This is a genomic window from Cellulomonas sp. P4_D11, from assembly GCF_056401915.1.
The window spans coordinates 25,799-51,469 of sequence record NZ_JBFUIK010000033.1 but is presented as its reverse complement, the minus strand read 5'-3'; the positions used below and the strand labels follow the sequence as shown (position 1 = coordinate 51,469).

28 protein-coding genes are annotated in these 25,671 nt (G+C 73.4%); 11 read left to right on the top strand and 17 right to left on the bottom strand.

The genetic code is table 11. From position 1 onward, the window contains the following. Window position 1: 1 nt before the first annotated feature. The 3 genes from AC1DT4_RS16910 to AC1DT4_RS16900 form a co-directional block, all read right to left on the bottom strand. Window positions 2-505 (bottom strand): hypothetical protein, encoded by a 504-nt coding sequence (locus AC1DT4_RS16910; RefSeq protein WP_477090951.1) that lies wholly within the window; start codon window positions 503-505, stop codon window positions 2-4. An 89-nt stretch (window positions 506-594) separates the two neighbouring features. Beyond that, entirely contained in the window at window positions 595-1,071 is a 477-nt protein-coding gene (locus AC1DT4_RS16905) for a heme-degrading domain-containing protein (RefSeq protein ID WP_477090950.1), read from the bottom strand. Window positions 1,072-1,075: 4 nt separating this feature from the next. Beyond that, on the bottom strand, window positions 1,076-3,370 hold the full coding sequence (locus AC1DT4_RS16900; protein WP_477090949.1) for an LLM class flavin-dependent oxidoreductase: 2,295 nt from the start codon (window positions 3,368-3,370) through the stop codon (window positions 1,076-1,078). 85 nt (window positions 3,371-3,455) lie between these two features. On the opposite strand from AC1DT4_RS16900, the gene AC1DT4_RS16895 reads away from it, so the two are divergent. The 4 genes from AC1DT4_RS16895 to AC1DT4_RS16880 all read left to right on the top strand — a co-directional run bounded on the left by AC1DT4_RS16895 (window position 3,456) and on the right by AC1DT4_RS16880 (window position 7,306). Further along, on the top strand, window positions 3,456-3,905 hold the full coding sequence (locus AC1DT4_RS16895) for a helix-turn-helix transcriptional regulator (protein WP_477090948.1): 450 nt from the start codon (window positions 3,456-3,458) through the stop codon (window positions 3,903-3,905). 5 nt (window positions 3,906-3,910) lie between these two features. Next, window positions 3,911-4,321 carry a VOC family protein gene (locus AC1DT4_RS16890; RefSeq protein WP_477090947.1) on the top strand — a complete coding sequence of 137 codons (411 nt, stop codon included), beginning with the start codon at window positions 3,911-3,913 and terminating at the stop codon, window positions 4,319-4,321. A 106-nt stretch (window positions 4,322-4,427) separates the two neighbouring features. Continuing rightward, window positions 4,428-6,818 carry an ATP-binding cassette domain-containing protein gene (locus tag AC1DT4_RS16885; protein ID WP_477090946.1) on the top strand — a complete coding sequence of 797 codons (2,391 nt, stop codon included), beginning with the start codon at window positions 4,428-4,430 and terminating at the stop codon, window positions 6,816-6,818. A 56-nt stretch (window positions 6,819-6,874) separates the two neighbouring features. Beyond that, on the top strand, window positions 6,875-7,306 hold the full coding sequence (locus AC1DT4_RS16880; RefSeq protein WP_477090945.1) for an iron chaperone: 432 nt from the start codon (window positions 6,875-6,877) through the stop codon (window positions 7,304-7,306). Here AC1DT4_RS16880 and AC1DT4_RS16875 read toward each other — a convergent pair. After that, window positions 7,287-7,622: an HNH endonuclease gene (locus AC1DT4_RS16875; RefSeq protein WP_477090944.1), complete on the bottom strand. Its 336-nt coding sequence runs from the start codon at window positions 7,620-7,622 to the stop codon at window positions 7,287-7,289. The genes AC1DT4_RS16880 and AC1DT4_RS16875 overlap by 20 nt on opposite strands. A 125-nt stretch (window positions 7,623-7,747) precedes the next feature. Between AC1DT4_RS16875 and AC1DT4_RS16870 the strand changes: the two genes are divergently transcribed. Further along, on the top strand, window positions 7,748-8,311 hold the full coding sequence (locus AC1DT4_RS16870) for a GNAT family N-acetyltransferase (protein WP_477090943.1): 564 nt from the start codon (window positions 7,748-7,750) through the stop codon (window positions 8,309-8,311). A gap of 21 nt (window positions 8,312-8,332) precedes the next feature. Here the strand turns inward: AC1DT4_RS16870 and AC1DT4_RS16865 are convergent, their stop codons facing one another. After that, the gene (locus AC1DT4_RS16865) at window positions 8,333-8,863 is read right to left on the bottom strand and encodes a GNAT family N-acetyltransferase (protein ID WP_477090942.1); all 531 of its coding nucleotides are present in this window, start codon (window positions 8,861-8,863) and stop codon (window positions 8,333-8,335) included. 461 nt (window positions 8,864-9,324) lie between these two features. On the opposite strand from AC1DT4_RS16865, the gene AC1DT4_RS16860 reads away from it, so the two are divergent. Together AC1DT4_RS16860 and AC1DT4_RS16855 are read left to right on the top strand one after the other, a co-directional pair. After that, window positions 9,325-9,828: a hypothetical protein gene (locus AC1DT4_RS16860; RefSeq protein ID WP_477090941.1), complete on the top strand. Its 504-nt coding sequence runs from the start codon at window positions 9,325-9,327 to the stop codon at window positions 9,826-9,828. A gap of 29 nt (window positions 9,829-9,857) precedes the next feature. After that, window positions 9,858-10,841 carry a ketopantoate reductase family protein gene (locus tag AC1DT4_RS16855; RefSeq protein ID WP_477090940.1) on the top strand — a complete coding sequence of 328 codons (984 nt, stop codon included), beginning with the start codon at window positions 9,858-9,860 and terminating at the stop codon, window positions 10,839-10,841. On the opposite strand, the gene AC1DT4_RS16850 is transcribed toward AC1DT4_RS16855, so the two are convergent. The 3 genes from AC1DT4_RS16850 to AC1DT4_RS16840 all read right to left on the bottom strand — a co-directional run bounded on the left by AC1DT4_RS16850 (window position 10,838) and on the right by AC1DT4_RS16840 (window position 12,270). Further along, the gene (locus tag AC1DT4_RS16850; RefSeq protein WP_477090939.1) at window positions 10,838-11,338 is read right to left on the bottom strand and encodes a GNAT family N-acetyltransferase; all 501 of its coding nucleotides are present in this window, start codon (window positions 11,336-11,338) and stop codon (window positions 10,838-10,840) included. The two genes, AC1DT4_RS16855 and AC1DT4_RS16850, sit on opposite strands and share 4 nt — an antisense overlap. 35 nt (window positions 11,339-11,373) lie before the next feature. Continuing rightward, a complete protein-coding gene (locus AC1DT4_RS16845; protein WP_477090938.1) occupies window positions 11,374-11,535 on the bottom strand; it encodes a hypothetical protein in 162 nt (53 codons plus the stop codon). A gap of 81 nt (window positions 11,536-11,616) precedes the next feature. Beyond that, window positions 11,617-12,270 (bottom strand): MBL fold metallo-hydrolase, encoded by a 654-nt coding sequence (locus AC1DT4_RS16840; protein ID WP_477090937.1) that lies wholly within the window; start codon window positions 12,268-12,270, stop codon window positions 11,617-11,619. 109 nt (window positions 12,271-12,379) lie between these two features. Between AC1DT4_RS16840 and AC1DT4_RS16835 the strand changes: the two genes are divergently transcribed. Beyond that, window positions 12,380-13,144 carry a ParA family protein gene (locus tag AC1DT4_RS16835; protein ID WP_477090936.1) on the top strand — a complete coding sequence of 255 codons (765 nt, stop codon included), beginning with the start codon at window positions 12,380-12,382 and terminating at the stop codon, window positions 13,142-13,144. Between the two features lie 53 nt (window positions 13,145-13,197). Here the strand turns inward: AC1DT4_RS16835 and AC1DT4_RS16830 are convergent, their stop codons facing one another. From AC1DT4_RS16830 to clsA, 8 genes are all read right to left on the bottom strand, one after another. After that, window positions 13,198-13,791: a MerR family transcriptional regulator gene (locus AC1DT4_RS16830; RefSeq protein ID WP_477090935.1), complete on the bottom strand. Its 594-nt coding sequence runs from the start codon at window positions 13,789-13,791 to the stop codon at window positions 13,198-13,200. 168 nt (window positions 13,792-13,959) lie between these two features. Further along, window positions 13,960-14,484, bottom strand: coding sequence for a bifunctional nuclease family protein (locus tag AC1DT4_RS16825; protein WP_477090934.1), 525 nt, complete (start codon window positions 14,482-14,484; stop codon window positions 13,960-13,962). 67 nt (window positions 14,485-14,551) lie between these two features. Then, window positions 14,552-15,316, bottom strand: coding sequence for a transcriptional regulator FtsR (gene ftsR / locus AC1DT4_RS16820; protein WP_477090933.1), 765 nt, complete (start codon window positions 15,314-15,316; stop codon window positions 14,552-14,554). 40 nt (window positions 15,317-15,356) lie between these two features. Continuing rightward, window positions 15,357-15,821 carry an FHA domain-containing protein gene (locus AC1DT4_RS16815; protein WP_477090932.1) on the bottom strand — a complete coding sequence of 155 codons (465 nt, stop codon included), beginning with the start codon at window positions 15,819-15,821 and terminating at the stop codon, window positions 15,357-15,359. 143 nt (window positions 15,822-15,964) lie between these two features. After that, the gene (locus tag AC1DT4_RS16810) at window positions 15,965-17,161 is read right to left on the bottom strand and encodes a DUF881 domain-containing protein (protein ID WP_477090931.1); all 1,197 of its coding nucleotides are present in this window, start codon (window positions 17,159-17,161) and stop codon (window positions 15,965-15,967) included. Beyond that, the gene (locus AC1DT4_RS16805) at window positions 17,158-17,490 is read right to left on the bottom strand and encodes a small basic family protein (RefSeq protein WP_477090930.1); all 333 of its coding nucleotides are present in this window, start codon (window positions 17,488-17,490) and stop codon (window positions 17,158-17,160) included. The genes AC1DT4_RS16810 and AC1DT4_RS16805 overlap by 4 nt, the downstream gene beginning before the upstream one ends. Then, a complete protein-coding gene (locus tag AC1DT4_RS16800; protein ID WP_477090929.1) occupies window positions 17,487-18,437 on the bottom strand; it encodes a DUF881 domain-containing protein in 951 nt (316 codons plus the stop codon). Before AC1DT4_RS16800 ends, AC1DT4_RS16805 begins: the two co-directional genes overlap by 4 nt. Further along, complete coding sequence (gene clsA / locus AC1DT4_RS16795; protein WP_477090928.1) at window positions 18,434-19,027, bottom strand: cardiolipin synthase ClsA; 594 nt, start codon at window positions 19,025-19,027, stop codon at window positions 18,434-18,436. The genes AC1DT4_RS16800 and clsA overlap by 4 nt, the downstream gene beginning before the upstream one ends. Window positions 19,028-19,134: 107 nt before the next feature. Here clsA and AC1DT4_RS16790 point away from each other — a divergent pair, with 107 nt between their 5' ends. Both AC1DT4_RS16790 and AC1DT4_RS16785 read left to right on the top strand, forming a co-directional pair. Beyond that, complete coding sequence (locus AC1DT4_RS16790) at window positions 19,135-19,548, top strand: CoA-binding protein (RefSeq protein WP_477090927.1); 414 nt, start codon at window positions 19,135-19,137, stop codon at window positions 19,546-19,548. A 283-nt stretch (window positions 19,549-19,831) separates the two neighbouring features. Further along, on the top strand, window positions 19,832-21,598 hold the full coding sequence (locus AC1DT4_RS16785) for a DEAD/DEAH box helicase (RefSeq protein WP_477090926.1): 1,767 nt from the start codon (window positions 19,832-19,834) through the stop codon (window positions 21,596-21,598). A gap of 51 nt (window positions 21,599-21,649) precedes the next feature. Here the strand turns inward: AC1DT4_RS16785 and AC1DT4_RS16780 are convergent, their stop codons facing one another. Beyond that, window positions 21,650-24,346 carry a substrate-binding domain-containing protein gene (locus AC1DT4_RS16780; RefSeq protein WP_477090925.1) on the bottom strand — a complete coding sequence of 899 codons (2,697 nt, stop codon included), beginning with the start codon at window positions 24,344-24,346 and terminating at the stop codon, window positions 21,650-21,652. A gap of 212 nt (window positions 24,347-24,558) precedes the next feature. On the opposite strand from AC1DT4_RS16780, the gene AC1DT4_RS16775 reads away from it, so the two are divergent. Continuing rightward, a complete protein-coding gene (locus tag AC1DT4_RS16775) occupies window positions 24,559-25,548 on the top strand; it encodes a LacI family DNA-binding transcriptional regulator (RefSeq protein WP_477090924.1) in 990 nt (329 codons plus the stop codon). The last annotated feature ends 123 nt before the right edge of the window (window positions 25,549-25,671 follow it).

Below are 25,671 nucleotides of genomic sequence, written 5' to 3'. Positions count from 1 at the left end.
CTCACCACTCCAGGACCCGGGCTCGGCTCTCGCCGAGCGCGACGACGGCCCACAGGCGGACGCCGGCCTCGTCGGCGGCCCGTCGCAGCGCCGGCACCCACGAGGCCTCGAACGCCCCCCTGTCTCCGCCGGCCGCACGCACGAGCCCGACGACCACCGACCCGCCCTCGTCCTCCGCACGCAGGACGGAGGCGAGCACCTGGAGGAGCTGGCGGGCGACGGYGCGGTCCGCCCGCAGCGGGACGTCCGTGATCGGCAGCACGACCGGCAGGGTGCGGTCGTGGGCGTCGAGCAGGAGGAACCAGAGCGCGGGCGGGCCGGCACGCTCGGGACCGACCAGCTCGAGCAGCACGGCGAGCGCGTCGCCCGCCGAGGTCAGTCGTGCGCCGGGTGCGTCCGGCAGGTCGTCATCGGGCCCGCCGTCGTCCACGATCCACGGCTCGTCGGCCCAGGCGTCGTCCTCGTCGTCGTGCCAGTCGTCGTCGAACCACCCGTGCTCCGTCATGCCGGAGACCCTCGCCCGGCCTGCGCCGTCGGAGCGGTCGGGGCGGCAGTCTGGGGATCCGCGGCCGGTGCGTGGGGGCTGCGGGCGGCTCAGGCCAGGTGGGCCGCGACGGCCTCGGTGACCAGCGCGTGGTCGTCGGCCTGGGGCAGGCCGGACACGGTCACCACGCCGACGATGCCGACATCGCGGACGCGGACCGGGAACGCCCCGCCGTGGGCGGCGAACTGCTGGAGCGGCAGGTCGTGCTGCTCGGCGAACGTCGTGCCCTTGGCCGTGGCGCGCAGGCCGACGAGGAACGACGACGACCCGAACCGCTCGACGACGCGCACCTTGCGCTCGATCCAGCTGTCGTTGTCCGGGGTCGTGCCGGGCCGGGCGGCGTGGAACAGCTGCTGCGTGCCCCGCCGGATGTCGACGGTGACGGGCAGGTCGCGCTCCTGGGCCAGCTCGACGAGGAGGCAGCCGAGGCGCCACGCGTCGTCGTTGGTGAACGTGGTGAAGACGAGGTCGTGCTCCTGCTGCTCGACGTGCGCGATGGTGCTCGAGATGTCGTCCAGGGTGCTCATCCGGTCATCGTGGCACGGAGACCGCATCGGCCTCGGCGATCACCGGGGCGACGCCGAAGTTGCCGTCGAACACGTGCTCGGGGTCGTACTGCGCCTTGAGCCGCCCGATCCGCGCGAGCGTCGCCGGCGGGAACGCCTCGGCGATCCGCGCAGGAGACTGGTCGGTCTCGAAGCTGAGGTACACGCCGTGCAGGTGGGGCGCCAGGAGCTCCCACCAGGCGTCCATCTGCGCGCGGCGCCTGCCCCGGGCGGAGGCGAGCAACGAGAAGTTCTGCGTCCGGTGCGCGTACGCGGTGGCGGCAGGGTCGATGTCGTTGACGGCGCCGCCGACGGCCCGCAGCTGCACCATGTCGGCGTCACCGGCGCTCACCAGCCGCGCGAGGATCTCCGCCAGCTCGGGCGTCACGTGCTCGATGAGCCCGCCGCGGGAGGCGGGGTCGGCGCCGCCCGTGTGCTCGCCGTGTTGCGGGGCCACCGTCGCGGCGTACGGGACCAGCTGCGCCTGCTGCTGGAGCACCGGCGCGAGGTCGAGGAACCGCTCCAGCGCGACGACGGCGGCATCCGTGTCGTCGTCGGCCCACACGAGGATCGCGTAGCCGATCGTCGGGTTCTGGCCGCGCGGGGGCACGAGGGTGAGGAAGCTGGTGAGCTGTCGCGGAGACTCCTCGACCAGCGCGGCCCACGCTGCCGCGAACGCGGCGGTGTCCGTGGCGTCGTACACGATCGTCGCGTGGACGACGTTCCCGACCTCCGCGGCCTCGATCTCCACCGCGGTGAGGATCCCGAAGTTCGCGCCGGCGCCGCGGATCGCCCACAGCAGGTCGGGCTCGTGGTCGGCGTCCGTGCGCACGATCCGCCCGTCGGCCAGCACCAGCTCGGCCGCGACGACGTGGTCCAGCGTGAGGCCGTAGGAACGGCCGAGGAAGCCCTGCCCGCCCGCCGTGACCAGCCCGCCGACGCCGACGTCGCCGTAGTCGCCCGAGCTGATGGCCAGCCCGTGCGACGAGAGGGCCGCGGCCACGTCGCCCCAGCGCGCACCGGCGCCGAGCCGGACGATCCGTCGCTCGCGGTCGAGCACCTCGACCGCGTCGAGGGCGCCGACGTCGATGACGATCCCGCCGTCGTTGGTCGACCGCCCGCTGATCCCGTGGCCGCCGCTGCGCACCGCGAACGGCACCTCCTGGGCGCGTGCGAACGCCAGCGCGTCCCGGACGCCCTCGGGGTCGCGGGGGCGGAGCACCAGGCCCGGGGACCCGGCGTAGACGTACGACGACCGGACGCGCCCGTACTCCCGGTCGCCGGGCTCCACCGCGGTCGCGACGAGAGATGCGGGCACGGCGTCGTAGTCGATCCCCGGACGCCGCTTGGCCAGCGCGATCGAGGGTCGGACCGAGCCCGTCGCGGTGCCGGAGCTCGCGCGGGCCGCAGCGACGGCCTCCCGCAGGGCCGGTGCGACCTCGGCGCCGAACACCGCGATGGCCGACGGGTCGTCGCCACCCAGGATGAACGTCGAGATCCCGTCGTCGAGGACCAGAGGCAGCAGGTCCTCGACCCAGCGCTCGGGCGGCCCCTGGAGGAAGCCGCTGCCGCTGAACGAGCCGCCGCCAAGGTTCAGCAGCCGGCGGATCTCGCGCGGGTCGCGCCCCGCGGACCGCGCGGCGTCGTCGATGCGCTCGTTGCCGGCCGCGAGGTCGCCGTCCTTGAGGTAGCCGAGGCTCGGGAGCCAGCCGTCCGCCTTGCGCCCGACCAGGCCGAGCATGCGTGGCTTGTAGGCACCGAGCCAGATGGGGATGTCGTGGGCCGGCGCCGGGCCGCGCTTGGCGCCGTCGGCGCGGTGGTAGGTCCCGTCGACCCGCAGCGGGCGGCGCTCGTCGGCGTCCCAGATGCCGCGGACGATGTCGATCGCCTCGTCGAGAGCGTCCACGCCCTGGCCGGGGGTGAGTCGCGGCGATCCCATCGCGACGATCGCGTCCCAGAAGGCGCCGGACCCGAGACCGAGCGCGAACCGGCCGCCCGAGAGCAGGTCGAGGCTGGCTGCGGCGCGCGCGAGCACGGCCGGGGGACGCAGCGGCAGGTTGAGGACGTTGCCCGCGACGTGCACGCGCTCGGTGGACGCGGCGACCCAGCTCAGGAGCGTCCACGTGTCGAGGAACGCCGGCTGGTACGGGTGGTCCTGGAACGTCACGAGGTCGAGCCCGGACTGCTCGCTGGCCCGGGCGAGCGCGACGACCTGCTGCGGGTCCTTCGCCGACGGCGTCAGGAAGCTGCCGAAGACGAGGTCATGGCCGTAGTCGGGCATCCGGGCGTCCCTTCCGAGTATTGATTGACGATTCAACTATATACGGACCGGGAACGTGGTGGAGCGGCGTGGCACGATCGGGCAGGTGACCCACGATCCCGCCTTCGAGCAGCGGCTGCGCGATCTCGCGCGGCTGCGCCGGGTCCGCGACCGCATCGACCGCGAGTACGCGCAGCCTCTGAACGTCGAGGCGCTCGCGCGCGGGGCGCACATGTCGGCGGGCCACCTGAGCCGTGAGTTCAAGCTGGCGTACGGGGAGTCGCCGTACTCCTACCTGATGACGAGGCGCATCGAACGGGCGATGGCGCTGCTGCGCCGCGGCGACCTCAGCGTCACCGAGGTCTGCTTCGCCGTCGGGTGCTCGTCGCTCGGCACCTTCAGCACCCGGTTCACCGAGCTGGTCGGGATCCCGCCGAGCGCCTACCGTGCGCGGACCGCACCGCCCAGGCCCGAGCTCCCGGCGTGCATCGCCAAGAAGGTCACCAGACCGGTCAGGAATCGAGAAGCCGAGCCCGTGGAGCCGCAGCTAGCGTGACTGCCATGGACATCAGCATCCACTACACGTTCCTCCCGCAGACCGACCCGGACGCCGCGCTCGCGTTCTACCGCGACGCGCTCGGCTTCGAGGTCCGCAACGACGTCGGGTACGAGGGGATGCGCTGGATCACGGTCGGCCCGGTCAACCAGCCGGGGACGTCGATCGTGCTGCACCCGCCGGCAGCCGAGCCGGGCATCACCGACGACGAGCGTCGCACCATCCTCGAGCTGATCGCCAAGGGCAGCTACGGCGCGATCACCCTGGCCACCGACGACCTCGACGGCGTCTTCGACCGGCTCCAGGCCAGCGACGCCGAGGTCGTCCAGGAGCCCACGGACCAGCCGTACGGCGTCCGCGACTGCGCGTTCCGCGACCCCGCGGGCAACCTCGTCCGCATCAACGCCCTGGCCTGACGCCGGCCGAGCGAGAACGGGTCGGTCCGGCCCGAAACATGGTGAGATCGAACGAGGCGACGCCCGACGGGGTGCGATCGCGCCCCGCCCGACAGACGGAGACACGATGAGCATCGACACGAGCACGGGGACGCGTGCGCCCGTGCGCCACCCTGCCGACAGCCACGACCTGATCCGTGTCCAGGGCGCCCGGGTCAACAACCTCAAGGACGTCAGCGTCGAGCTGCCGAAGCGGCGGTTGACGGTGTTCACGGGGGTGTCCGGCTCGGGCAAGAGCTCGCTGGTCTTCGGCACCATCGCGGCCGACTCGCAGCGCATGATCAACGAGACGTACAGCGCCTTCGTGCAGGGGTTCATGCCGACGCTCGCGCGGCCCGACGTCGACGTGCTCGACGGACTGACCACCGCGATCATCGTCGACCAGGAGCGGATGGGCGCCAACATCCGCTCGACCGTCGGGACCGCCACCGACGCGAACGCGATGCTGCGCATCCTGTTCAGCCGGCTCGGGCAGCCACACATCGGCTCGCCCCAGGCGTTCTCCTTCAACGTCGCCTCGATCTCAGGGGCGGGCGCGGTCACCATCGAGCGCGGGGGCTCCACGACGAAGGAGCGCCGCAGCTTCACCATCACCGGTGGCATGTGCGCCCGCTGCGAGGGCACGGGCAAGGTCAGCGACATCGACCTCACCCAGCTCTATGACGACTCCAAGTCGCTCAACGAGGGCGCCCTGACCATCCCCGGCTACAGCATGGACGGCTGGTACGGCCGCATCTTCGCGGGCTGCGGGTTCTTCGACCCGGACAAGCCGATCCGCGAGTTCACCAAGCGGGAGCTGCACGACCTCGTCTACAGGGAGCCCACGAAGATCAAGGTCGAGGGCATCAACCTCACCTACGAGGGGCTGGTCCCGCGGATCCAGAAGTCGTTCCTCTCCAAGGACGTCGAGGCGCTGCAGCCGCACATCCGGGCGTTCGTCGAGCGCACGGTCGTGTTCGGCACCTGTCCCGACTGCGGCGGGACCCGGCTCAACGAGGGTGCGCGCTCGTCCCGGATCGGCGACGTCAACATCGCCGACGCCTGCTCGATGCAGATCAGCGACCTCGCCGAGTGGGTGCGCGGCCTCGACGAGCCGTCGGTCGCGCCGCTGCTCGTGTCCCTCCAGGAGACGCTCGACTCGTTCGTCAGCATCGGCCTCGGCTACCTGTCGCTCGACCGGCCGTCCGGCACGCTCTCGGGCGGCGAGGCGCAGCGCATCAAGATGATCCGCCACCTCGGCTCGTCGCTGACCGACGTCACCTACGTGTTCGACGAGCCGACCATCGGGCTGCACCCGCACGACATCCAGCGCATGAACGAGCTGCTGCTGCGGCTGCGGGACAAGGGCAACACGGTGCTGGTGGTCGAGCACAAGCCCGAGACGATCGTCATCGCCGACCACGTGGTCGACCTCGGACCGGGCGCGGGCACCGCCGGCGGCACCATCTGCTTCGAGGGCACCGTCGACGCCCTGCGGACCAGCGGCACGCTCACCGGCCGGCACTTCGACGACCGCGCCCAGCTCAAGGACGCGGTGCGCACGCCGACCGGCACGCTGGAGATCCGCGGCGCCACGGCCCACAACCTCCAGGACGTCGACGTCGACATCCCGCTCGGGGTGCTGGTCGTCGTCACCGGCGTCGCCGGCTCGGGAAAGAGCTCGCTGGTCCACGGGTCGATCCCCGCCGGCGCGGGCGTCGTGTCGATCGACCAGGGCGCCATCAAGGGTTCCCGCCGGAGCAACCCCGCGACGTACACCGGCCTGCTCGAGCCGATCCGCAAGGCGTTCGCCAAGGCCAACGGCGTCAAGCCGGCCCTGTTCAGCGCCAACTCCGAGGGCGCCTGCCCCACCTGCAACGGCGCGGGCGTCATCTACACCGACCTCGCGATGATGGCGGGCGTGGCCACCCCGTGCGAGGAGTGCGAGGGAAAGCGTTTCCAGGCGTCGGTGCTCGAGTACAAGCTCGGCGGCCGCGACATTAGCGAGGTGCTGGCGATGTCGGTGGTCGAGGCTGAGGAGTTCTTCGGCGCGGGGGAGGCGCGGACCCCGGCGGCCCACGCGATCCTCGACCGGCTCGCCGACGTCGGGCTGGGCTACGTGAGCCTGGGGCAGCCCTTGCCGACGCTGTCCGGCGGCGAGCGCCAGCGGCTCAAGCTGGCGACGCACATGGGGGAGAAAGGCGGCATCTACGTCCTCGACGAGCCGACGACCGGCCTCCACCTGGCCGACGTCGAGCGCCTGCTCGGCCTGCTCGACCGGCTGGTCGACTCCGGCAAGTCGGTGATCGTCGTCGAGCACCACCAGGCGGTCATGGCCCACGCCGACTGGATCGTCGACCTCGGCCCCGGCGCGGGTCACGACGGCGGCCGCATCGTCTTCGAGGGCACGCCCGCGGACCTCGTCGCCGCCCGCTCCACGCTCACCGGCGAGCATCTCGCGGGCTACGTCGGCGCCTGAACCACCCACCCGGGAGAGTGGTCCGCCACCCTCCACCGTCTGAGAGGAAGCGAGCCATGGCAGAGACGAAGAAGGGCACCACGTCCGAGGGGTTCTCGGCCGAGGAGCGCGCCGCGATGAAGGAGCGCGCCAAGGAGACGCGGGGCAAGAAGTCCGGCGACGGCGAGGCAGACCTGCTGGAGAAGATCGCCGAGATGGGCGACGCCGACCGCGCGATGGCGGAGCGGATCCACGCCGTCATCACCGCGGCCGCCCCCGACCTCGAGCCCAAGACCTGGTACGGGCAGCCGGCCTACGCCAAGGACGGCAAGGTCGTCGTCTTCTTCCAGGCAGCCTCGAAGTTCAAGACGAGGTACGCGACCCTGGGCTTCAACGACGCGGCCAAGATCGACGACGGCACCATGTGGCCGACCGCCTTCGCCCTGACCTCGCTGACGGCCGCCGACGAGAAGAAGATCGCCGCGCTGGTCACGAAGGCGGTGAGGTGACCGCCTCGGGCTCGACGGCCGCCGGGAAGCGCCGGGCGAGCTCGGTGCGGAGCTCGACGTAGCGCGCGAGGAACGCGCGCTCGTCGAGGCGCTTCCGGCGGATCCAGCCGGTGACCTCGTCGTTGCACTTGCTCGTGTTGCACGACCGGCACGCGGGGACGACGTTCTCCAGCGTGTAGCGACCGCCGCGGGAGATCGGCAGGACGCAGTCGCGCTGCATCGGTCCGTCGGTGGCGCCGCAGTACGCGCAGCCCGCCCAGGCCTCCTGCAGCGCGGCCCACTGTTCCGGCGTCAGGTCGTGCTCCACGCCGTCCATGCGGCGCTTCCGGCGCCGCGCCGCGCGGGCTCTGCGACTCCCACCGACGGCCATGCCGGGAGCGTACGGTCGACCGGCCGCAGGTCGGAGCAGGCGCTCCGGCCGCACGACAGACAGGGAGGACGATGAACCCCATCGAGCTGGAGACGGGCGCACACCTCGACGCGCTCGAGCCGTGGCGCGCGGCGGAGTTCGCCGCCCACATGGAACGCGCGCGCGAGCACATCCGTCCGTGGGTCGGGCCGTCGTTCCTCAGCGACGACGTCGACGGCGCGCACGCCACCCTGACCCGGTACGCCCAGCAGCTCGCGCTCGACGGGCCGCGCATCTACGGCATCTGGGTGGAGGGCGTCCTGGTGGGCGGGGTGATGTTCGTGGCGTTCTCCGCGGCCGCCGGCGTCTGCGAGGTGGGCTGCTGGTCGGAGCCCGCGGGGGAGGGGCACGGGCACATCACCGCCGCCGTCACGCACCTCCTGCAGTACGCGTTCGAGGTGCGAGGGCTCCACCGCGTGGAGTGGCGCTGCCGCAGCGACAACCTTCGCAGCATCGCGGTCGCCCGACGGCTCGGCATGGTGCACGAGGGTGAGCTGCGCGAGGCATGGCTGGTCGACGGCACGTTCCACGACAAGTCGGTCTGGTCGCTGCTGAGCCACGAGTTCGACGAGCAGAGCCGTCCGCAGCGCGGCTAGGTGACGACGTTCTCGCCAGAGTCAGAGCTCCCGGACGGTCAGCAGGCTCCGACCGTGGATCGACGTGCGCTCCACCCGACCCGTCTCGCGGAACCCGAGCTTCTCCAGGACTCGCCGCGACGCCACGTTCCAGTCCCAGACCGACGCCCACAACCGAGGAACGTCCGCCTCTGCCGCCGAGTCGACCACGGCGTGCCCTGCCTCGGTGGCGTAGCCGACGCCGTGGACGGCGCGCAGCAGCTCGAACGCAAGCTCGGGCTCGTCCGGCGAACCGTTCCCGTGGGCCGTCAGCCCGCAGTACCCGATGACGTTGCCCGTGTCCTTCCGCGCCACCGCGCGCAGCCACGGCCCGGCCTCGTCACCCTCGACGCGGATCTGCGCCGCGATGTCCTCGACGGTCGGCCGGCCCTCGGCATCGATCCGCCGGTGCACCGGAACCCGTGGGTCCCGCTCGGTCCACAGCCGGTGGTAGACGCCCGCCTGGCTCGCGCTCCGGGGCCCGAGGACGAGGCGATCGGTCTCCAGGACGTCGGGGAGGCGGATCAGGGGCATCCCTGAATTATGTCAGCCAAGCCCACGCGCCCGCGATCGTCGGCGAGCCACGCGGCGGGGTTCTCGTCGTCACCGAGCTCGATCGCCCGATCGCGCACGGCCGCACCCTTCGAGGACTCGAGTCGGATACGGGAGCCATCACGCCGCGCGGCCCATGATTGCCTCGTGGTGATCGTCCGGCGTGCGCCCGAGCCAGACACGGATCAGCTGGAGAGACCCGACGTCTGGAAGCATCCGCAGCCATTCGCGCAGCGTGGAACAGGCTCGTCGCGTGGATCCTGAGGCACAGTCCCGCGAAGCCAACTCAGACACAGGTCTACGCCGATAATGCACATTATGACATTCCAGCGATCGTGACCCGCTCGACCCACCTGATCGGCTCCCCTACTTCCCTACCCCGGAGATCCCGGCACGCGGCGATCTGACCGAGCGCCGGCCGGGACTGTGCGAGGCTCCGTGCCGTGAGGGTTCTCCGACGCGTGCTCGGCGACGCCGACGCCGTCGGGTCGCCGCCGTCCATCCGGGTCGACGGCCCCCACGAGGCGTTCCTCGTCTACCCGGTCCTGCGCGGGACGGTGCCCGGGGCGCTCTTCCACGCCTGCAGCGTCAGGGTGCGGGAGCCGCTCACGCCACGCGAACGACGCAAGCGCGTGGTCGAGGATCGTCAGGCTGCGAGGCAGGTGCTCACCAGCACGTCGCTGGTGTCACGGGCAGTGCTGCTCCTGCCGGTCGTGCTTCTGTTCATCCCTGTGATGCTCGCGGACGCCTGGGACACGTGGGCCGCCCAGCTGGTCCTGGCGGTGCTGGCGGTCCTGATCCTGGGCGCTGCGACGGCTGCGGTCCGGCTGCTGGCGCTGCAGATCGCGTCCGAAGCCCGCTCCCGTCCGCTCGAGCCGTGGAACGGCGACCTGGTGTGGCAGTCCGTCGCGATCGCCGCGGCCTGGGTGCTCGTCTCGTTGCCGTGACTCCCCCGGACTCCGCGTAACGTGCGCTCGTGCGCTACATCATCATCGGGACGGGTGCGGTCGGCGGGGTCATCGGCGGGCTGCTCGCCGCGGCTGGACGCGACGTCGTCCTCGTCGCCAGGAACCGTCAGCTCGAGGCGCTGAGCGCCGATGGTCTCGAGGTCGCCACGACCGACGGCATCCATCACGTGCACCCGGCCACGGCGGCCGGGCCGGACGCCGTGGACCTCCGGCCGGACGATGTCCTCGTGCTCGCCGTGAAGAGCCAGGACTCGGCCGCCGCGCTGCAGGCCTGGGCGGACCGGCCCGTGGCGGGTGGCGGCACGGCAGCGACCCAGCTCCCGCTGGTGTGCGCCCAGAACGGCGTCGACAATGAGCGGGCCGCCCTGCGCAGGTTCGCCCACGTCGTCGGCATGTGCGTGTGGCTGCCTGCGACGCACCTGGAGCCCGGCCGGGTGTCGGCGGGCAGCACACCGGTGCCCGGGGTCCTCTGGCTCGGGCCCGTCCCTGTCGGTGGTCCGGCTCCGACGGCGATCGCGGCCGACCTCGTGGCCGCGGGGTTCCGGGCGCCGGTCGTGGACGACGTCATGGCGTGGAAGTACTACAAGCTGATGTCGAACCTGGGCAACGCCGTCGAGGCCTTGTGCGGCACGGTCTCCGACGGCCCCGCCCGTCAGCTGACCGCCGCAGCCACCGCGGAGGGTCGGGCGGTCCTGGCGGCGGCCGGCGTGCGGGTGGTCCCCGATGCCGAGCACGACGCGGCCCGCGCCGACTTCCACATGGGTCGCCTGCCCGGCGAGGACGGCGGTGGGTCGTCCTGGCAGTCCCTCGCGCGCGGGACCGGCTCGATCGAGGCGGACTACCTCAACGGCGAGGTCGTGCTCCTGGGTCGCCTGCACGGCGTCCCGACGCCGGTCAACGGGATGCTCCAGCAGCTCGCGCGGCAGGCCGCCGCGGCGGGCACCCCGCCGGGCACGTTCGACGCCGCCGAGCTGCTCGAGCTCGTCGGCTAGGACGCCTCCGCCGCGCGGAGCGTCAGCACGTACCGCTCCTCGGTCTGCGACGGGTCGCGCGGCAGCACCTGCCGCTCCCCCGTCCGCGTGAACCCGGCGCGCACGTACAGGTCGCCGGCGGCGTGGTTCCCGTCCACCAGCCACAGCGAGACCGTCCGGGCTCCCTCGGCGATCGCTGCGGTGCGGACGGCGTCGAGGAGCGCCCACCCGACGCCGTGCCGGCGCGCCTCCGCAGCCACCCAGAGCGAGACGACATGCCGGTCGTCCACCGGCGACCCCGGCTCCTGCATCATCGTCACGATCCCGCGGCCCGCGCCGTCGTCGTCCACGGCGATCCAGGTGGTCGACGTGCGCAGGCGCATCCGCCAGTGCGACTCGACGAACCGCTCCTCACGCGCCAGCGACGCACCGAAGACGTCCGGGTCCTCCCGGAGGGCGCGCAACCGGACCTCCTGGACGAGTCGCCAGTCGTTCTCCCCCACCTGTTGGACAATCACCTGCACAGGATGCCTCACGTCCGGCGACGAAGCCCTCAGGGCTCGTCGCGCGCCGTCACCTGATCGGCAGGCGAACCGCCGTGACCCTCCGGATCGGGCACCGACCGGGCGGCGTCGGCGATCTCCTCCTCCGGGCGCGGCGGGACGTTCTCGTCGTACTCGAGCTCGGGCACCTCGTGCCCCACGGACTCCGTCACGGCGGTCTCCTTCCGACGGGTTCACGCTACGGTCGGGCGACCCGACGCGAAAGCGGTCATCGGGTCGGGAGCGGGCGCGTCCTACAGGTCGAGGTCGATGCCCTCGCCGGAGTCGAGCGAGATCGGGTCGCCCGCGCCACCGATGCGCCCGAGCAGGTTGATCGCCATGCCCTGCCCGATCGCGCTGAGCAGGGCGTCGTGGATCACGACGAGCTGCCCGGGGTTGACACGGCGCACGAAGTCGACGACCTCCCCCAGCTTGAGCCACGGCGCGCCGATCGGCGTGCACAGGACGTCCACATGGGCGTCGCCCGTGTCCACGTACGCGTCGCCCGGGTGCAGGACCCCCGCCACGAGGTACCCGACGTTGTGGACGCGCGGCACGTCCTGGTGGATCAGCGCGTGCCACTCCCCCAGCACCTCGACGTCGAAGCCGCCAGCCGTGAAAGCGTTTCCCGCGCTGACCGCGTTCACCTTGCCCGACGGCGCGCCGGCGCCGACGAGGGCGTCGACCACCGACTGCGGTGCCCACACCTCCACGCCGCCCGCCTGGATCGCCGCGACCAGCGGTTCGGTGGCCAGGTGGTCGGGGTGCTCGTGCGTGACGAGGACCGCGGAGACGCCGTCGAGGGCGCCGGGCAGGTCGGAGAAGACCCCGGGGTCGATGACCAGACGGTCGTCGCCGCGGTCGAGGCGGATGCAGGCGTGTCCCCAGCGGCTCAGTCGGATGCTCATCTGCCCAGTCTGTCCTGACCTGCGGGTCCGTGCCCCCGGAACCGCCACGCGAGTGGTTCGTCGTCACCCGTTTTCGTCGCGGACCCGTCGCCCGGCTACGGTGTCGCACGTGCTGGTGCTCGGGGTGTGCAGTCTCAAGGGTGGCGTGGGCAAGACGTCGATCACCCTCGGTCTGGCGTCGGCTGCGCTCGAGCGCGGCCTGCGCACTCTGGTCATCGACCTCGACCCCCAGGGCGACAGCACGATGGCGCTCGGCGCGCGCCCGCAGACCGGTGACGTCGCCTCGGTCCTCGACGATCCCGGCGAGGCGACGATGTCCGCCGCGACCGTGCTGTCCTCGTGGGCCGACGACGGCCTCGACGTGCTGGCGGGGTCGGAGCGGTCCGCGGCGCACGACCGGCTCGAGGGCGACGACATCGACCGCCTCCGCTACGCGCTCTCGTGGGTGCACGGCTACGACCTCGTCCTCGTCGACTGCCCCCCGTCGCTCGGTGGCCTGACCCGGACCGGCCTGGCCGCGTGCGACCGCGCCCTCGTCGTCACGGAGCCCGGCCTGTTCGCCGTCATGGCCGTCGGCCGGGCCATGCGCACGATCGACGAGCTCAGACGCGGCCCGGCCCCGGCACTCCAGCCGCTCGGCATCGTCGTCAACCGGGTCCGCGCCCGTTCCCTCGAGCAGGCGTTCCGGCTCGAGGAGCTGCAGACGCTCTACGGCCCCCTCGTGCTCACCCCGCCGGTCCCGGAGCGCGCCGCGCTCCAGCAGGCCCAGGGTGCCGCCCAGCCCGTGCACGCCTGGCCCGGCGCCGCGGCGGCCGAGCTGGCCAGGACGTTCGACGCGCTGCTCGACCGCGCGCTGCGGGCGCCCCGCCACTGACGACGCAAGAGCGGCCGCCCCCAGGGACGGCCGCTCTCGACGGGGTCGGTGGATCAGCCGGCGGTACGCGCCTGACGACGCATCGCGAGCTCGTCGTGCGGCGACGCCTCGACGACCAGCTCGTCGTCCTCGTCGGCGCGCTCGGACGGCAGCTGCGCGAGCGTGCCCTCCACCTCGCGCCAGACGCGGCCGACGGCGATGCCGAAGACGCCCTGCCCGCCCTGCACCAGGTCGATGACCTCGTCCGCGGACGTGCACTCGTAGACGCTCGCGCCGTCGGACATCAGCGTGATCTGCGCCAGGTCGTCGACCCCGCGCTCACGCAGGTGGCTCACGGCGGTACGGATCTGCTGGAGCGAGACGCCCGTGTCCAGCAGCCGCTTGACCACCTTGAGGACGAGGATGTCCCGGAAGCTGTACAGGCGCTGCGTGCCCGACCCTGTGGCTGGGCGGATCGACGGCTCGACCAGGCCGGTCCGCGCCCAGTAGTCGAGCTGGCGGTACGTGATGCCGGCGGCGCGGCACGCGGTGGGACCGCGGTAGCCGGTCGCCGTGTCGAGGTCGGGGAGGTCGTCGTCGAACAGCATGCCCTGAGCGCGCTGCGGGACTGCCCCGCTGACGCTCTCGGCACTCTCGGTGCTGGTCACGAATCCTCCACTCGTCGCTAGCCGGTCGGCGGACGGCTCCCCCGGCTGGTTGCCAGACTAGGCCCGTGGCGCGGCAGACGCCATGACACCCGCCGGGCGTGTCGCGACCGGCGAGTCTCACCTTCGACCTCAACGCGAAGGTTTGCGCCCAACAGCCACGAGCAACCGTCAGCGACCCTCGGCCCCCGGCTCGTCCTCCGGCTCGGCGCCCGTGCTGAAGTCCTCCGGGGTCACCAGGTCGAGGAAGCGGCGGAACCGCTCGAGGTCCTGCTCCGAGGTGGTCGTCCGCACCTCCACGCCGGCCACCGCGACGACCTCGGCCGAGCACAGCACCTGGCAGCCGAAGCGCAGGGCGAGCGCGATCGCGTCCGACGCGCGCGAGTCGACGCGCGGACCGGTCCGGAGCACGAGCTCGGCGTGGAACACCCCGTCCTCGAGGCTGGTGATCTCCACGCGCGTCAGCCCGGAGCCGGTGGCGATGAGCACGTCGCGCAGGAGGTCGTGCGTCATCGGTCGCGGCGGCACGATCCCGGCCTGCGCAGAGGCGATCGCGCTGGCCTCCGTGGGGCCGATGAGGATGGGCACGAGGAGCTCGGAGTCGGGGTCGAGCAGGAGCACGACGATCTCGTCGTCGGCCAGGTGCTGGCGCACCCCGACGACCTCGACCGGTACGAGCTCGGCGTCCTCCCCCATGGCGCCCACGCTACGACGCCGACGGCGATCCGGCGCCCCCCGGAGGCCGGGAGTCTTGTCGGGCTCGTTACGGTGCGAGGTCGGCGACGGCCGCACGCACGAGGGCGGTGTGCATCTGGTTGCAGAGCTCGCCCACCTCGGCAGCGAGCGTGCCCGCCCGGGCTCGCGACGACGCGCTGCGCTGTCCGCGCCACGGGGCGACGACCTGCTCGACGAGGTCCGCCTGCCGGTCGGCCGCCGTGCGGAACTGCCGCAGGTGGCGCGGGTCGATGCCGTGCTCGGCCAGCGCCGCCGCCGCGACCACGATCTCGCGTGCCCACGGGTCGAAGGACGTCGTGCCGCGCGTGCGCAGCAGCCCGGCCGCGACGAGGTCCTCGACGAAGCCGACCTCCACACCGGACTCGCGCGCGAGCGCGTCGACGGTCCAGCGCGTCCCGGCCGCCTCCCGCACGCCGTCGCGGGTAGCCAGACGAGCGCGCGGCGCGGGCTCGTCCTCCTCCCCGGCGTCCAGCGCGGCGAGACGGTCCCCGATGACCTTCAGCGGCATGTACCGGTCCCGCTGCTGGCGCAGCACGAACCGCAGCCGCTCGATGTCGGCCGGCGAGTACTGCCGGTAGCCGGCCGCCGTCCGGACGGGCTCGACCAGACCCTGCTCCTCGAGGAAGCGCAGCTTCGACGTGGTGACGGCGGGAAACTCGATCTGCAGCGCGGCCAGCACGTCGGAGATGCGCATCGAGGCGCGGCGGGAGATCCCCCGCGGCCACGGCTCGTGCTCGACGGCGGGCGCCGCGTCGGCCTCGACCGGCGCGCGTTGCGCTCGGGCACTCGTCACGTCGTGCTCCCCGTCGGGTCGAGCGTCTGCTGCAGGCCGCTCACGCGCCGGCCGGGTCGCGGTGCGGGCTCGGGTGGAACGTCATCCGGTACTTGCCGATCTGCACCTCGTCGCCCGCGCGGAGCACCGACTGGTCGATGCGCGTGCGGTTGACGTAGGTGCCGTTCAGCGAGCCGATGTCCCGGACCGCGAACGTCTGCCCGTCGCGCACGAACTCCGCGTGCTTGCGGGACACCGTCACGTCGTCGAGGAAGATGTCGGCGGACGTCGAGCGGCCGGCCACGGTGCGCTCGGCGTCGAGCAGGAACCGTGCGCCGGCGCTCGCGCCACGCTGCATCACGAGAAGAGCCGACGTCGGCGGGAGAGCGTGCACGGCGGCGACCTCGTCCGGCGTGAGCCCGACCGGCGCCGACGCCTCGATCTCGACCGGTTCGATCGCGCCGAAGCTCATCGTCGTGTCGGCTCCGTAGGCGGGACGTCCGTCCTGCGGGTCCTCGCCGCTCATGCCACCTCCCGGGCCCGTTCCTCGCGTCGACCACCGACGTTCCTCGGGGTCAGCCACACCCTATGCGGACCGAGCCGGTCGGCGCAGCACGTCCTCGGCGCAGGTCCGGAGCCAGATGGGGGCCGGGCAGGAACAGACCAGGATCAATCGCCCGCCGGAGGCACCGGCGTCGCATAGACCGGGTCCGGCACGTCGCGGATCGCGTCGACCTCGACCTTGTCCGCGCTCTCGACCGTCCCCCGGCCACCGTTGTTGCGCACCTGCGCCATCGCGCCGCCGGGGATCTGCAGCGCGGGCGCGATGATGTCGGGATCCCCGATGGCGATCCAGCGGTACGGCGCCGTCAGGGCGACCCCGTCGAGGACGACCGCTCCCCCGGACCCCGTGAACGAGCTGCTCGCGGTGACCCGCTGGTCGTTGAGCTGCACCGCCTCCGCGCCCGCGTTGCGCAGCTCTTCGAGCATGTTGAGCATCGTGATCGGCTTGATGAAGCCGTCCGGCTCGACCAGCGTGACGATCACGCCGGGTCCCTCGGCGGGCAGCCGACCGGTGAGGATCCCCTGGGTCTCTGCGCTGCGCCGCAGGGCGTCCAGTGCCGCCTGGCGGCGGTCCGAGCCGGACAGCAGGTCGTCGCGCTCCCGGGCCAGGTCCGCCGACTCGCGCGCGAGCTGGTCGCCACGGTTCGTCGTCTCGTCGAGGATGCGCACCAGGTCGCCCTGCCGCATCCCCGCCAGGTCGGCGCCGCTCGACTGCCGGACCTGCGCGACGAGCGCGAAGCCCAGGACCGCGCAGAGCACGCCCGCGAGGACCTGCGCACGGGTCAGACGGGGGCGCAGCGCACGGCCGAGGACCACCCAGCCGCTCGGCGGCTCTGCGTCGCTCGGGTCGGGCTCGGTGCTGGCGTGGGTGTCCAGACGCTCGCTCACGGCACGGGCGTCAGATACGACGGCGGCACCGGCATCGACCGGGGCGACGGGCTCGTCCGCGCCGAGCGCGTCGGGATGGAACACCCTCGGGCCGGGGGCGTCGTCCGGGTCCGCGACGACCAGCGCCGGCTCCCGCTCGAGAGCCGCGGGCGCTCCGGGTGTCGTGGCCGGGAGCGGTGCGTCGTCGTCGCCTCCCGAGGGCTCGACGGGCGGCAGGCCCAGCGGCGGCTGGAGGTCGTTCACGTCGTCGGCACGAAGGGGCTCGTCGTCCGGCACGACCGGCGGCAGGCTCAGCTGCTCGTCGTCGGGCTCGCCGTCCGGCACGACCGGCGGCAGGCTCAGCGGTTCGTCGACCGGCGCACCGTCCCGCGTGCCGACGTCGTCCCGCTCTTCGTGCGCCGGGGTCACGGTCATGCCTTGAACAGGTGCCGGCGGATCGACGCCGCGTTGGAGAAGATCCGGATCCCGAGGACGACGACGACGGCGGTCGACAGCTGCATGCCGACGCCGAGCTGGTCACCCAGGAACACGATCAGCGCCGCGACGACTACGTTGGACAGGAACGAGATGAGGAACACGCGGTCGTCGAAGATCCCGTCGAGCATCGCGCGCAGGCCGCCGAACAGCGCGTCGAGGGCCGCGACGACAGCGATGGGGAGGTACGGCTGCAGTTCGGTGGGGACGGTCGGCTGCAGGAGCAGGCCGCCGACGACGCCGACGATCAGACCGATGACTGCGATCACGTGCCGTCCCTCCCTGTCGGACCTGCAGACCCTGCCACACCGATCTCGTCGGGCGCACCTCCCGGATCGTCCGGAGCGCTCACGGCCGGTCCGGTGCTCTCGGGGACCTGGGCCTCGTGCAGAGCGACCAGGCCGGTGCCCGGCAGGTCGAGCGAGCTCTGCGACGTCAGTTGGACGCCGATGCCGTAGGTCGTGCGCAGCGTCGCCAGGTGCTGCCCGGCGCTCGCGCGGGCCAGCGAGGTCTGCATGCCGACCGCGTCGCCGATCGCCTCGACGGTGTACGGGCTGCTCAGGGCGACGAGGTCCACCAGCACGGCGTCGCCCGCGCTCCGGATGGCGGTCATGGCCGTGAGGCGCTCCCCGTTCACCGCGATCGCCTCGGCACCGGCAGCCCACAGCCCGTTGACCACGACCTGCAGGTCCACGTCCTGCACCCGGAGCTCGGGATCCTCGGTGTCGGGGTCGTCGGAGGCGGCGTCCGTGAGCACGACGCGCAGCCCGGCACCGGTCACCGGCATCACCCCGGACTCCACCGAGTCGGCCATGATCTGGTCGCGCACGCCCTGGCCCTCGTCGCCGAGCAGCTGCGCCTGCAGCGTGGCGATCTGCGCCGTCATCGCGGTGATCTCCGCCTGCGTGGCGTCAGCCTCGGCGTCGCGCTGCCCGATCTGCTCCTCCAGCAGGGTGCGCGCGGCCTGCACCGACCCCGCCGGCTGCCGGAGGGCGATCGTCGCCGCCGTCGCCCCGAGACCCAGCGCGATGGCGAGCGCGACGAGACCGGCGGTCGACCTCACCGTTCGGCGCGGGCCCGTCCCGGCCGCCCGGCGTGCGGCCGCCTCGGCGTAGCCGGGGTCGAGCGGCCGCCGGTACACCTCGGTGAGCAGCGTCATCGACGCGTCGGGCGTGCGCGGCGCCTCGCGCTCGCCGCTGCCGTGGCGGGCGCTCACGCGGGCGCTCCGCCCCGGTCGCTCGCACGCAGCAGGTGCCGGGCCTGCGCGAGGTACAGGACTGCCGAGAACCAGTAGAGCGCGACACCCCACAGGGCACACGCCCACCCGGCCACGCCGGCCACGGTGCCGACCCACGAGTCCCACTGCGCGAGCAGGAGCAGCGGGAAGGCGTACAGGAGGGCGAACGTGCCGGCCTTGCCCGCGAGGTGGACCTGCAGGGGCGCGTAGCCGGCGCGCGCGAGCACGACGAGCATCCCGGCGAGGACCACGTCGCGCAGGACGAGAACGGCGAGCAGCCACCAGGGCACGACGTCGCGCCAGGCCAGGGCGACGAGGGTCACGATGATGAAGAGGCGGTCCGCGGCCGGGTCGAGCAACTGCCCGAGCCGGGACACCTGGCCCAGCCGACGGGCGAGGACGCCGTCGAGCCAGTCGCTGGCCCCTGAGACCGCGAGGACCGCGACGGCCCAGCCGTCCTCGCCGCGCGCGAGGAGCACGGCGAACACGGGGACCAGGAGCAGTCGCACGAAGCTGATGGCGTTCGGGACGGTCAGCACGCGCGCGGAGACGACGTCGTTGCTCGCCACTGCCTCCCCCGTCGCCGTCCCGTCCTGCGGCGTCGATCCTATGCGGCCCGCGGGACCGCCCAGGACGATGGCGCGCGAGCCGTTCGCCCGGGTGCGAGAGTTCCCTCATGGCGCACCGCAACGACCCCGACGTGATCACCCGACTCCTGAGCACCCCGGGCCGCTGGGCCGTGGTCGGGCTGTCCAGCAACAGCTCGCGCGCTGCGTACGGGGTCGCGCGCTACGTCCAGTCGATCGGGCACACGATCGTCCCCGTCCACCCGCGCGGCGAGACCGTCCACGGCGCGGCCGGCGTCACGACGCTCGAGGACGTCGACGGCCCGGTCGACGTGGTCGACGTGTTCGTCAACAGCAACCTGGCCGGCGACGTCGTCGACCGGGCGATCGCCATCGGCGCGGGCGCCGTGTGGCTGCAGCTGGGGGTCGTCGACGAGGACGCGGCGGAGCGCGCGCGTGCCGCGGGGCTCGACGTCGTCATGGATGCATGCCCGGCGATCGAGGGTCCGCAGCGCGGCCTCTGACCGGCCTCAGGGAGGTCCCCGTGACCCTGTGCGCGACGTCACGCGCGACCTGCCTGCCGCCCGGCGCGTCCGCCCGGTAGACTCCCCGGTGAATCTGGAGTTCGTCGCGTCCCCCTTCGAGGCGTCGCCACCACCGCTGAGGCGGTCGGGGCCCGCCTCGCGTCGTGTGGTCTAGGCATCGCGTGAGCGGTTGCCACTGGGTGGTCAGGGGCTGCGACCCGCTGTTCGCCGACCTGGTGCACGGTTCAGGGCTCCGCCCCGCGATGATCGGTACCCCCTCTTCATGAGTTCTGTTGCGCCCTCTGCCATGCCCGAGAACGGCACCTTCGACGAGCTGGGTCTGCCCCCGGCCCTCCAGGCCGCGATCGCGGACCTCGGCTTCACCACTCCTTCCGCCATCCAGGCGCAGGCCGTCCCCGCCCTGCTGAGCGGCCGCGACATCGTCGGCGTCGCCCAGACCGGGACCGGCAAGACCGCCGCCTTCGGCCTGCCGCTGCTGGCCGCGATCGACTACGACCTCCCGGCCGTGCAGGCCGTCGTGCTCACCCCGACGCGCGAGCTCGCGATGCAGGTCGCCGACGCCATCCAGTCGTTCGCGACGCACCTGCCCGGCCTGAACGTGCTCGCGGTCTACGGCGGCTCGCCGTTCCTGCCGCAGCAGCGCGCGCTGTCCCGCGGCGCGCAGGTCGTCGTCGGCACCCCCGGCCGCGTGCTCGACCACCTCGACCGCCGCACGCTGAAGATGGACCAGGTCCGCTTCCTCGTGCTCGACGAGGCCGACGAGATGCTGCGCATGGGCTTCGCCGAGGACGTCGACAAGGTCCTGTCCGCCGCGCCCCGCGAGCGTCAGGTCGCCCTGTTCTCCGCGACGATGCCGCCCCAGATCCGCCGGGTCGCCGAGCAGCACCTGAACCGCCCGGTCGAGATCACCGTCTCGCGCCAGGCGTCCACGGTGACGAGCGTCCGCCAGACGTACGCCGTCGTCCCGCACCGCCACAAGACCGGTGCGCTCGCCCGCGTGCTCGCCGTGTCCGAGGCCGACGCCGCCATCGTCTTCGTCCGCACGCGCGGCGCGGCCGAGGAGGTCGGCAGCGCGCTGATCGAGCGTGGCATCTCTGCCGCGTACATCTCCGGCGACGTCGCCCAGACCGAGCGCGAGAAGATCGTCGACCGCCTGCGGACCGGCGCCCTCGACGTCCTGGTCGCCACGGACGTGGCCGCGCGTGGCCTCGACGTCGACCGCATCGGCCTCGTCGTCAACTTCGACGTGCCGCGCGAGCCCGAGACCTACGTGCACCGCATCGGCCGGACCGGCCGCGCGGGCCGCGAGGGCGAGGCGCTGTCGTTCGTCACGCCGTCGGAGCAGTCGCGTCTGCGCCAGATCGAGCGCACCACCCGCCAGTCCCTCCAGCAGGTCGAGATCCCCTCGCCGGCCGAGGTCTCCGCGCACCGGGTGCAGGCCCTGCTGGCCCGCACGGGTGCCCGCGCCGAGCTCGGTCGCCTGGACCTGTACCGCGAGGCCATCGCGGTGCACCTGGCCCAGAACCCGGACGTCGACCCCGTCGACCTGCTCGCCGTGGTCACGGCGCTCGCGGTCGGCGACGAGGGTCCGCAGGCCGTGCAGCACGGTGACGACCTCGACGACGCCCTGTCGCGCGCCCACCTCACCGGTGGCGGGCGCGAGCGGGACGCCGAGCGCAGCTACGACCGTCCCGAGCGGGGCGAGCGTCGCCGCGCCGACACGCACATCGCCGGGGGCTCGCCGCGCTGGCGCGTCGCCGTCGGGCACCGTGACGGCCTGCAGCCGGGCGCGCTCGTGGGCGCGCTCACCGGCGAGGGCGGCCTGACCGGCAAGGACGTCGGCAAGATCGACATCTTCGGCAGCTTCGCGCTGGTCGACATCCCGGCCGGCCTCTCGGCCGACGTGATCGACCGGCTGGCCCGCACGCGCGTCGCCGGCCGCCCGCTGCGCATCCGCCTCGACTCGGGCCCGCGCCCGGGCCACGGCGCCTCGCGCCCGACGCACGGCCCGGCACGCGGCCGCAGCTGATCGCCCCTTGCGAACGCCCCGTCTCCCGTTCTCGGGGGGCGGGGCGTCGCCCTATCTGAGGACCGACCCGGGCCGCGCCTCGGGCCGGCCCGGGCGGGACGCACCGCGCAGGAGGGTGATGTCGGCCTCGCGGAGCACCTCGCCGACGTCCCGGAACCCCCGGATGCTGCCGAGCACCCCGACGGCGACCCGCGAGCCCAGCTCCTGGCGCAGCTGGTCGAGCAGGAGCGACAGGCGGGCCGGGAGGCCACCCGGGCCGACGTCGTCGAGCAGCACCACGAAGTCGTCCTCGGCGATCCGGGCGGGCGTGTCGCCCTCGCGCAGCGGTCGCCGCAGCCGCCGGACGAGCTCGCGGTGCAGGTCGAGGCGCGCGTCGCCGTCTCCGTCCAGCCGGCTCTGGGTCGGGATCGACGGCCCGTCCAGCACCCGGACCAGCGCCAGCGCGCAGTCGTAGCCGGGCGCCCGTCGGGTCCGCAGGACGGCCGCGCCGAGCCGGTCGAGGAACAGGAGCCGGTTGACCAGGCCGGTCTCGGGGTCGCGCAGGGCGTCACGCTGCAGGGCGATCTCGGCCTCCTTGCGCTCCGTGACGTCCACCAGCGCGCCGACCAGCCGGGCAGGGCAGCCCGCGTCGTCCAGCACGGTCACGGCACGGCAGAGCATCCACCGGTAGTCGCCCGACGACGTCCGCACGCGATGCTCGAGCTCGAGCGGTGAGCCCGCGCCGGCCAGCTGCGAGGCGATCGCCGCCGAGAGCTCGTCCCGGTCGGCGGGGTGCACCCGCTCGAGCCACTCCCCCGGCGAGTCCCCGATGACGTCGTCCGCGTAGCCGAGCGTCTGCTTCCAGCGCGGCGAGTAGTACACGGTGCCGGCCGACACGTCCCAGTCCCAGGTGCCGTCGTGCGCCGCCATCGAGGCGAGCGCGTACCGCTCCTCGCTGGCCCGCACGGTGTCGGCCAGCGACCGCTCCCGGGCGGCCGCCTGCTCGAGCGCCCGACGCTGCTCGCGCAGGTTGGCCAGCAGCCGCTCCTGGTCCAGGGCCACGGCGAGCAGGGCGGCCCAGTGGTTGAAGCGGTCGCGCGCGCTCGTGGCCCGCGTCTCCACGGTGCCGTCGATCGCCAGCAGGCCCCAGTCGCTGCCCCCGAAGGTGACGGGCACGACGAACGTCAGCTCGTTCGAGCCGACGGTGCCCGCGCGGGTCAGGGCGGCCGGCGGGAACTGGCTCGCGGTCGTGCGGACGCCGACGAGGCGCGACAGGGTGCCCGACGTGTCGTGGACGCCGACGACCTCCATCTCGCGGTCGCCCGGTCCCCGGTCCGCGCCGAGCCAGAGCCCGAGGCAGGCGTGGCCGCGCACCCCCCGCGGCAGCCAGCCGAGGGCCCGCGGGCTGGCGCCGTCGCCGCGCAGCAGGTCCATGTCGACCTCGTACTGGTCGACGATGGTCCGCTCCAGCTGACCGCTGCGGGCGAGCATCGAGCGCGTGCACCCCTTCGTCACGGCGAGCAGGACCTCGGTGACCACGCGTCGCACCGCGGCCTCGTGCTGCGGATGAGAGAGCGCTTCCACGACATCGGACTCGACGCCCCGCAGGCAGGTCACCAGCTGCTCGAGGGCCTCGGGGTGCGGCTGCATCGCGGCCGTCAGGTCCGCCAGCCGGCCCAGGGTCGGCGCGCCGGGCGGCGTGCCCCGCTCGGCGGCGGTCTCGATCGGCTCGACCACGGCGTGCCACCACGCCTCGCGCGGCGCGGCGCCCGGGCGCCGCGCGCCCCCGACGCCGGAGGGGCCGACGAACGCGCTCTCGGCCAGCGCGCGCAGCACCTGGTAGCCGCTGCGACCGCCCGGGGCCGCGGGCCGCGCGGCCTGAGCCGACTCCGTGCAGCCGCACGACTCGCGCACCACCAGCGTCGAGGGCGCCCGGTACTCGCCGCCGGGCACCTCCTCGCCGCGCATCCGGGACAGCAGGAGCGCGACGGCCGTCTCGCCGACGCGGTCGTAGTGCGCGTCGACCGTCGACAGCCGAGGGGTCACCCGTGCGCCCGAGTCGGCGTGGTCGAAGCCGATGACGGCCTGGTCGCGGGGCAGGACGAGGCCCGCCGCGCGCAGCGCGCGCTGGAAGCCGATGGCGTTGCGGTCCGTCGCGGCGACGACCGCCGTCGTCGGCGTGCCGAGCGCGAGCATGCGCGCGGCCGCGTCGGCTCCGCCCTGCTCGTGGTTGTCCGACGCCTCGTAGCTCCAGGACTCAGGTGCCTCGAGGCCGTGCTCGGCCAGGGTCGCGCGGTAGGCGGCGAACCGCTCGCGCATGTCGCGCTGCGTCAGGCACCCGACGAACCCGATGGAGGAGTGGCCGTGCCCGATGAGGTGCTCGACCGCAGCCTTGACGCCGCCGAGGTTGTCCGGCAGCACCACGGCGTCGTCGGCGGACTGCGGCTCCTCGCTCACGAGGACGACCGGGAGACCCCACTGCTGGACCGAGGCGAGCCGGTCGCTGCGCAGCGCCTTGCCGACGACGACGAGCCCGTCCACCGCACCGAGGGCGACCGGAGCGTCGAGGATCGACTCGTCCGGGTACCGCTCCCGGTCGAGCCCCGCCGGGTACGTCTGGACCGCCACGACCCTGTGGCCGGCCGCGCGTGCGGCGCGTGCGACCCCGGCGATCAGGGCCCCGAAGTAGAACCCGCCCACCACCGGCGAGAGGACACCGATCGTCCGTCGGGCCGTCGGCGAGACCGGCCCGCGTCGCACTGTTCCCATGACCCCACATCCCTCGCCCACGTCGTCGGAGCCGAGATGATGCATTTCACCCGCATCGGGCGACACACTAGGTGATCGTGGTCACACCTGCATATGACTCCGGAGCACCCGCCTCTTCCGCGTCACCGTCGACGCCGACGTCCGGGCCGTCCTCCCCCACCCCGGCGCCGGCCCCTGTGGCGGCCCCTGCGCGCCGCCCGACCATCACCGACGTGGCCCGCGCGGCGGGCGTCTCGATCGCCGTCGTCAGCTATGCCCTGAACGGTCGCCCGGGGGTCTCGGCCGCGACCCGGGAGCGCGTCCTGCGCGTCGCCGACGAGTTCGGCTGGCGGCCCAGTGCCGCCGCCCGGTCGATGCGCACGGGTCCCCGCGCGATCGGTCTCGTCTTCGACCGCGGCGCCGCCGGACCGGTCGCGCAGGCGACCGGCGTCCTCGAGTTCGTCATCGCGCTGCAGGAGGTGCTGGCCGCCCGCAACCTCGCCCTCGTGCTCCAGATCGTCGACGGACCGGAGGCGGCCGTCGCGCTCTACGGCGAGTGGTGGGCCGAGCGCCGTTTCGACGTGATGGTCGTGACGGACGTCCTCGTCGAGGACCCGAGGACCGACGCGCTGCGCCGGCTGCGCGCCCCCGGGGTGGTCGTCGGTGCAGGTCAGAGCGATACGGACCTCGCCACGGTGACCCTCGACGACGCCGACGCGTTCCTCCGCGTCGGCCGCTACCTGCTTGAGCTGGGCCACCGCCACGTGGCTCTGGTCAGCGGTCCGAAGGAGCTGGTGCGGACCCGGGCACGCCTCGGGGCGCTCGCCGGCGTGCTCGACGCAGCAAGCGGGATCCTCGTGCACGAAGCCACCGGAGGGACCGCCGAGGAGGCGGCCGTGGCCACCCGACGCCTCCTCACGGGGGGCCGCGCGCCGACGGCGATCGTCTACGACTCGGACCAGATGGCGGTCGCGGCGCTCGACGTCGCGCGCCGGACGGGGCTCGCGGTGCCGTGGGACCTGTCGGTCGTCGCCGGCTCCGACTCGGCCCTGTGCCGGCTCGCCACGCCCTCGATCACGACCCTCCCGTCGGCCCAGCGCGACCTTGGCACTGCGACCGGCGAGGCCGTCCTCGCGGTCCTCGACGGCGACCTGCGCGCGCGTCGCCAGCTCCAGATCGGGGGGCTCGCCGTGCGGGGCAGCACCGGTCCCCGATCAAGATGAGAACGCTCTCATGCGAGTCACAGTTTGATAACCCCGACGAGCCTAAACGTTTCGCCCCGTGCCGCCCTGAAAATCCGCGTGGTGGTCTACGAGCCAGTCGCCGTGGACTTCCCCGGGCGACCT

Excerpts from the sequence above, each read along its gene's own strand:
- AC1DT4_RS16905 (WP_477090950.1), bottom strand. The coding sequence starts at position 1,071 with ATGAGCACCCTGGACGACATCTCGAGCACCATCGCGCACGTCGAGCAG.
- AC1DT4_RS16900 (WP_477090949.1), bottom strand. The coding sequence starts at position 3,370 with ATGCCCGACTACGGCCATGACCTCGTCTTCGGCAGCTTCCTGACGCCG.
- AC1DT4_RS16890 (WP_477090947.1), top strand. The coding sequence starts at position 3,911 with ATGGACATCAGCATCCACTACACGTTCCTCCCGCAGACCGACCCGGAC.
- AC1DT4_RS16885 (WP_477090946.1), top strand. The coding sequence starts at position 4,428 with ATGAGCATCGACACGAGCACGGGGACGCGTGCGCCCGTGCGCCACCCT.
- AC1DT4_RS16880 (WP_477090945.1), top strand. The coding sequence starts at position 6,875 with ATGGCAGAGACGAAGAAGGGCACCACGTCCGAGGGGTTCTCGGCCGAG.
- AC1DT4_RS16875 (WP_477090944.1), bottom strand. The coding sequence starts at position 7,622 with ATGGACGGCGTGGAGCACGACCTGACGCCGGAACAGTGGGCCGCGCTG.
- AC1DT4_RS16870 (WP_477090943.1), top strand. The coding sequence starts at position 7,748 with ATGAACCCCATCGAGCTGGAGACGGGCGCACACCTCGACGCGCTCGAG.
- AC1DT4_RS16865 (WP_477090942.1), bottom strand. The coding sequence starts at position 8,863 with ATGCCCCTGATCCGCCTCCCCGACGTCCTGGAGACCGATCGCCTCGTC.
- AC1DT4_RS16840 (WP_477090937.1), bottom strand. The coding sequence starts at position 12,270 with ATGAGCATCCGACTGAGCCGCTGGGGACACGCCTGCATCCGCCTCGAC.
- AC1DT4_RS16825 (WP_477090934.1), bottom strand. The coding sequence starts at position 14,484 with ATGGGGGAGGACGCCGAGCTCGTACCGGTCGAGGTCGTCGGGGTGCGC.
- AC1DT4_RS16815 (WP_477090932.1), bottom strand. The coding sequence starts at position 15,821 with ATGAGCGGCGAGGACCCGCAGGACGGACGTCCCGCCTACGGAGCCGAC.
- AC1DT4_RS16810 (WP_477090931.1), bottom strand. The coding sequence starts at position 17,161 with ATGACCGTGACCCCGGCGCACGAAGAGCGGGACGACGTCGGCACGCGG.
- AC1DT4_RS16790 (WP_477090927.1), top strand. The coding sequence starts at position 19,135 with ATGGCGCACCGCAACGACCCCGACGTGATCACCCGACTCCTGAGCACC.
- AC1DT4_RS16785 (WP_477090926.1), top strand. The coding sequence starts at position 19,832 with ATGAGTTCTGTTGCGCCCTCTGCCATGCCCGAGAACGGCACCTTCGAC.
- AC1DT4_RS16780 (WP_477090925.1), bottom strand. The coding sequence starts at position 24,346 with ATGGGAACAGTGCGACGCGGGCCGGTCTCGCCGACGGCCCGACGGACG.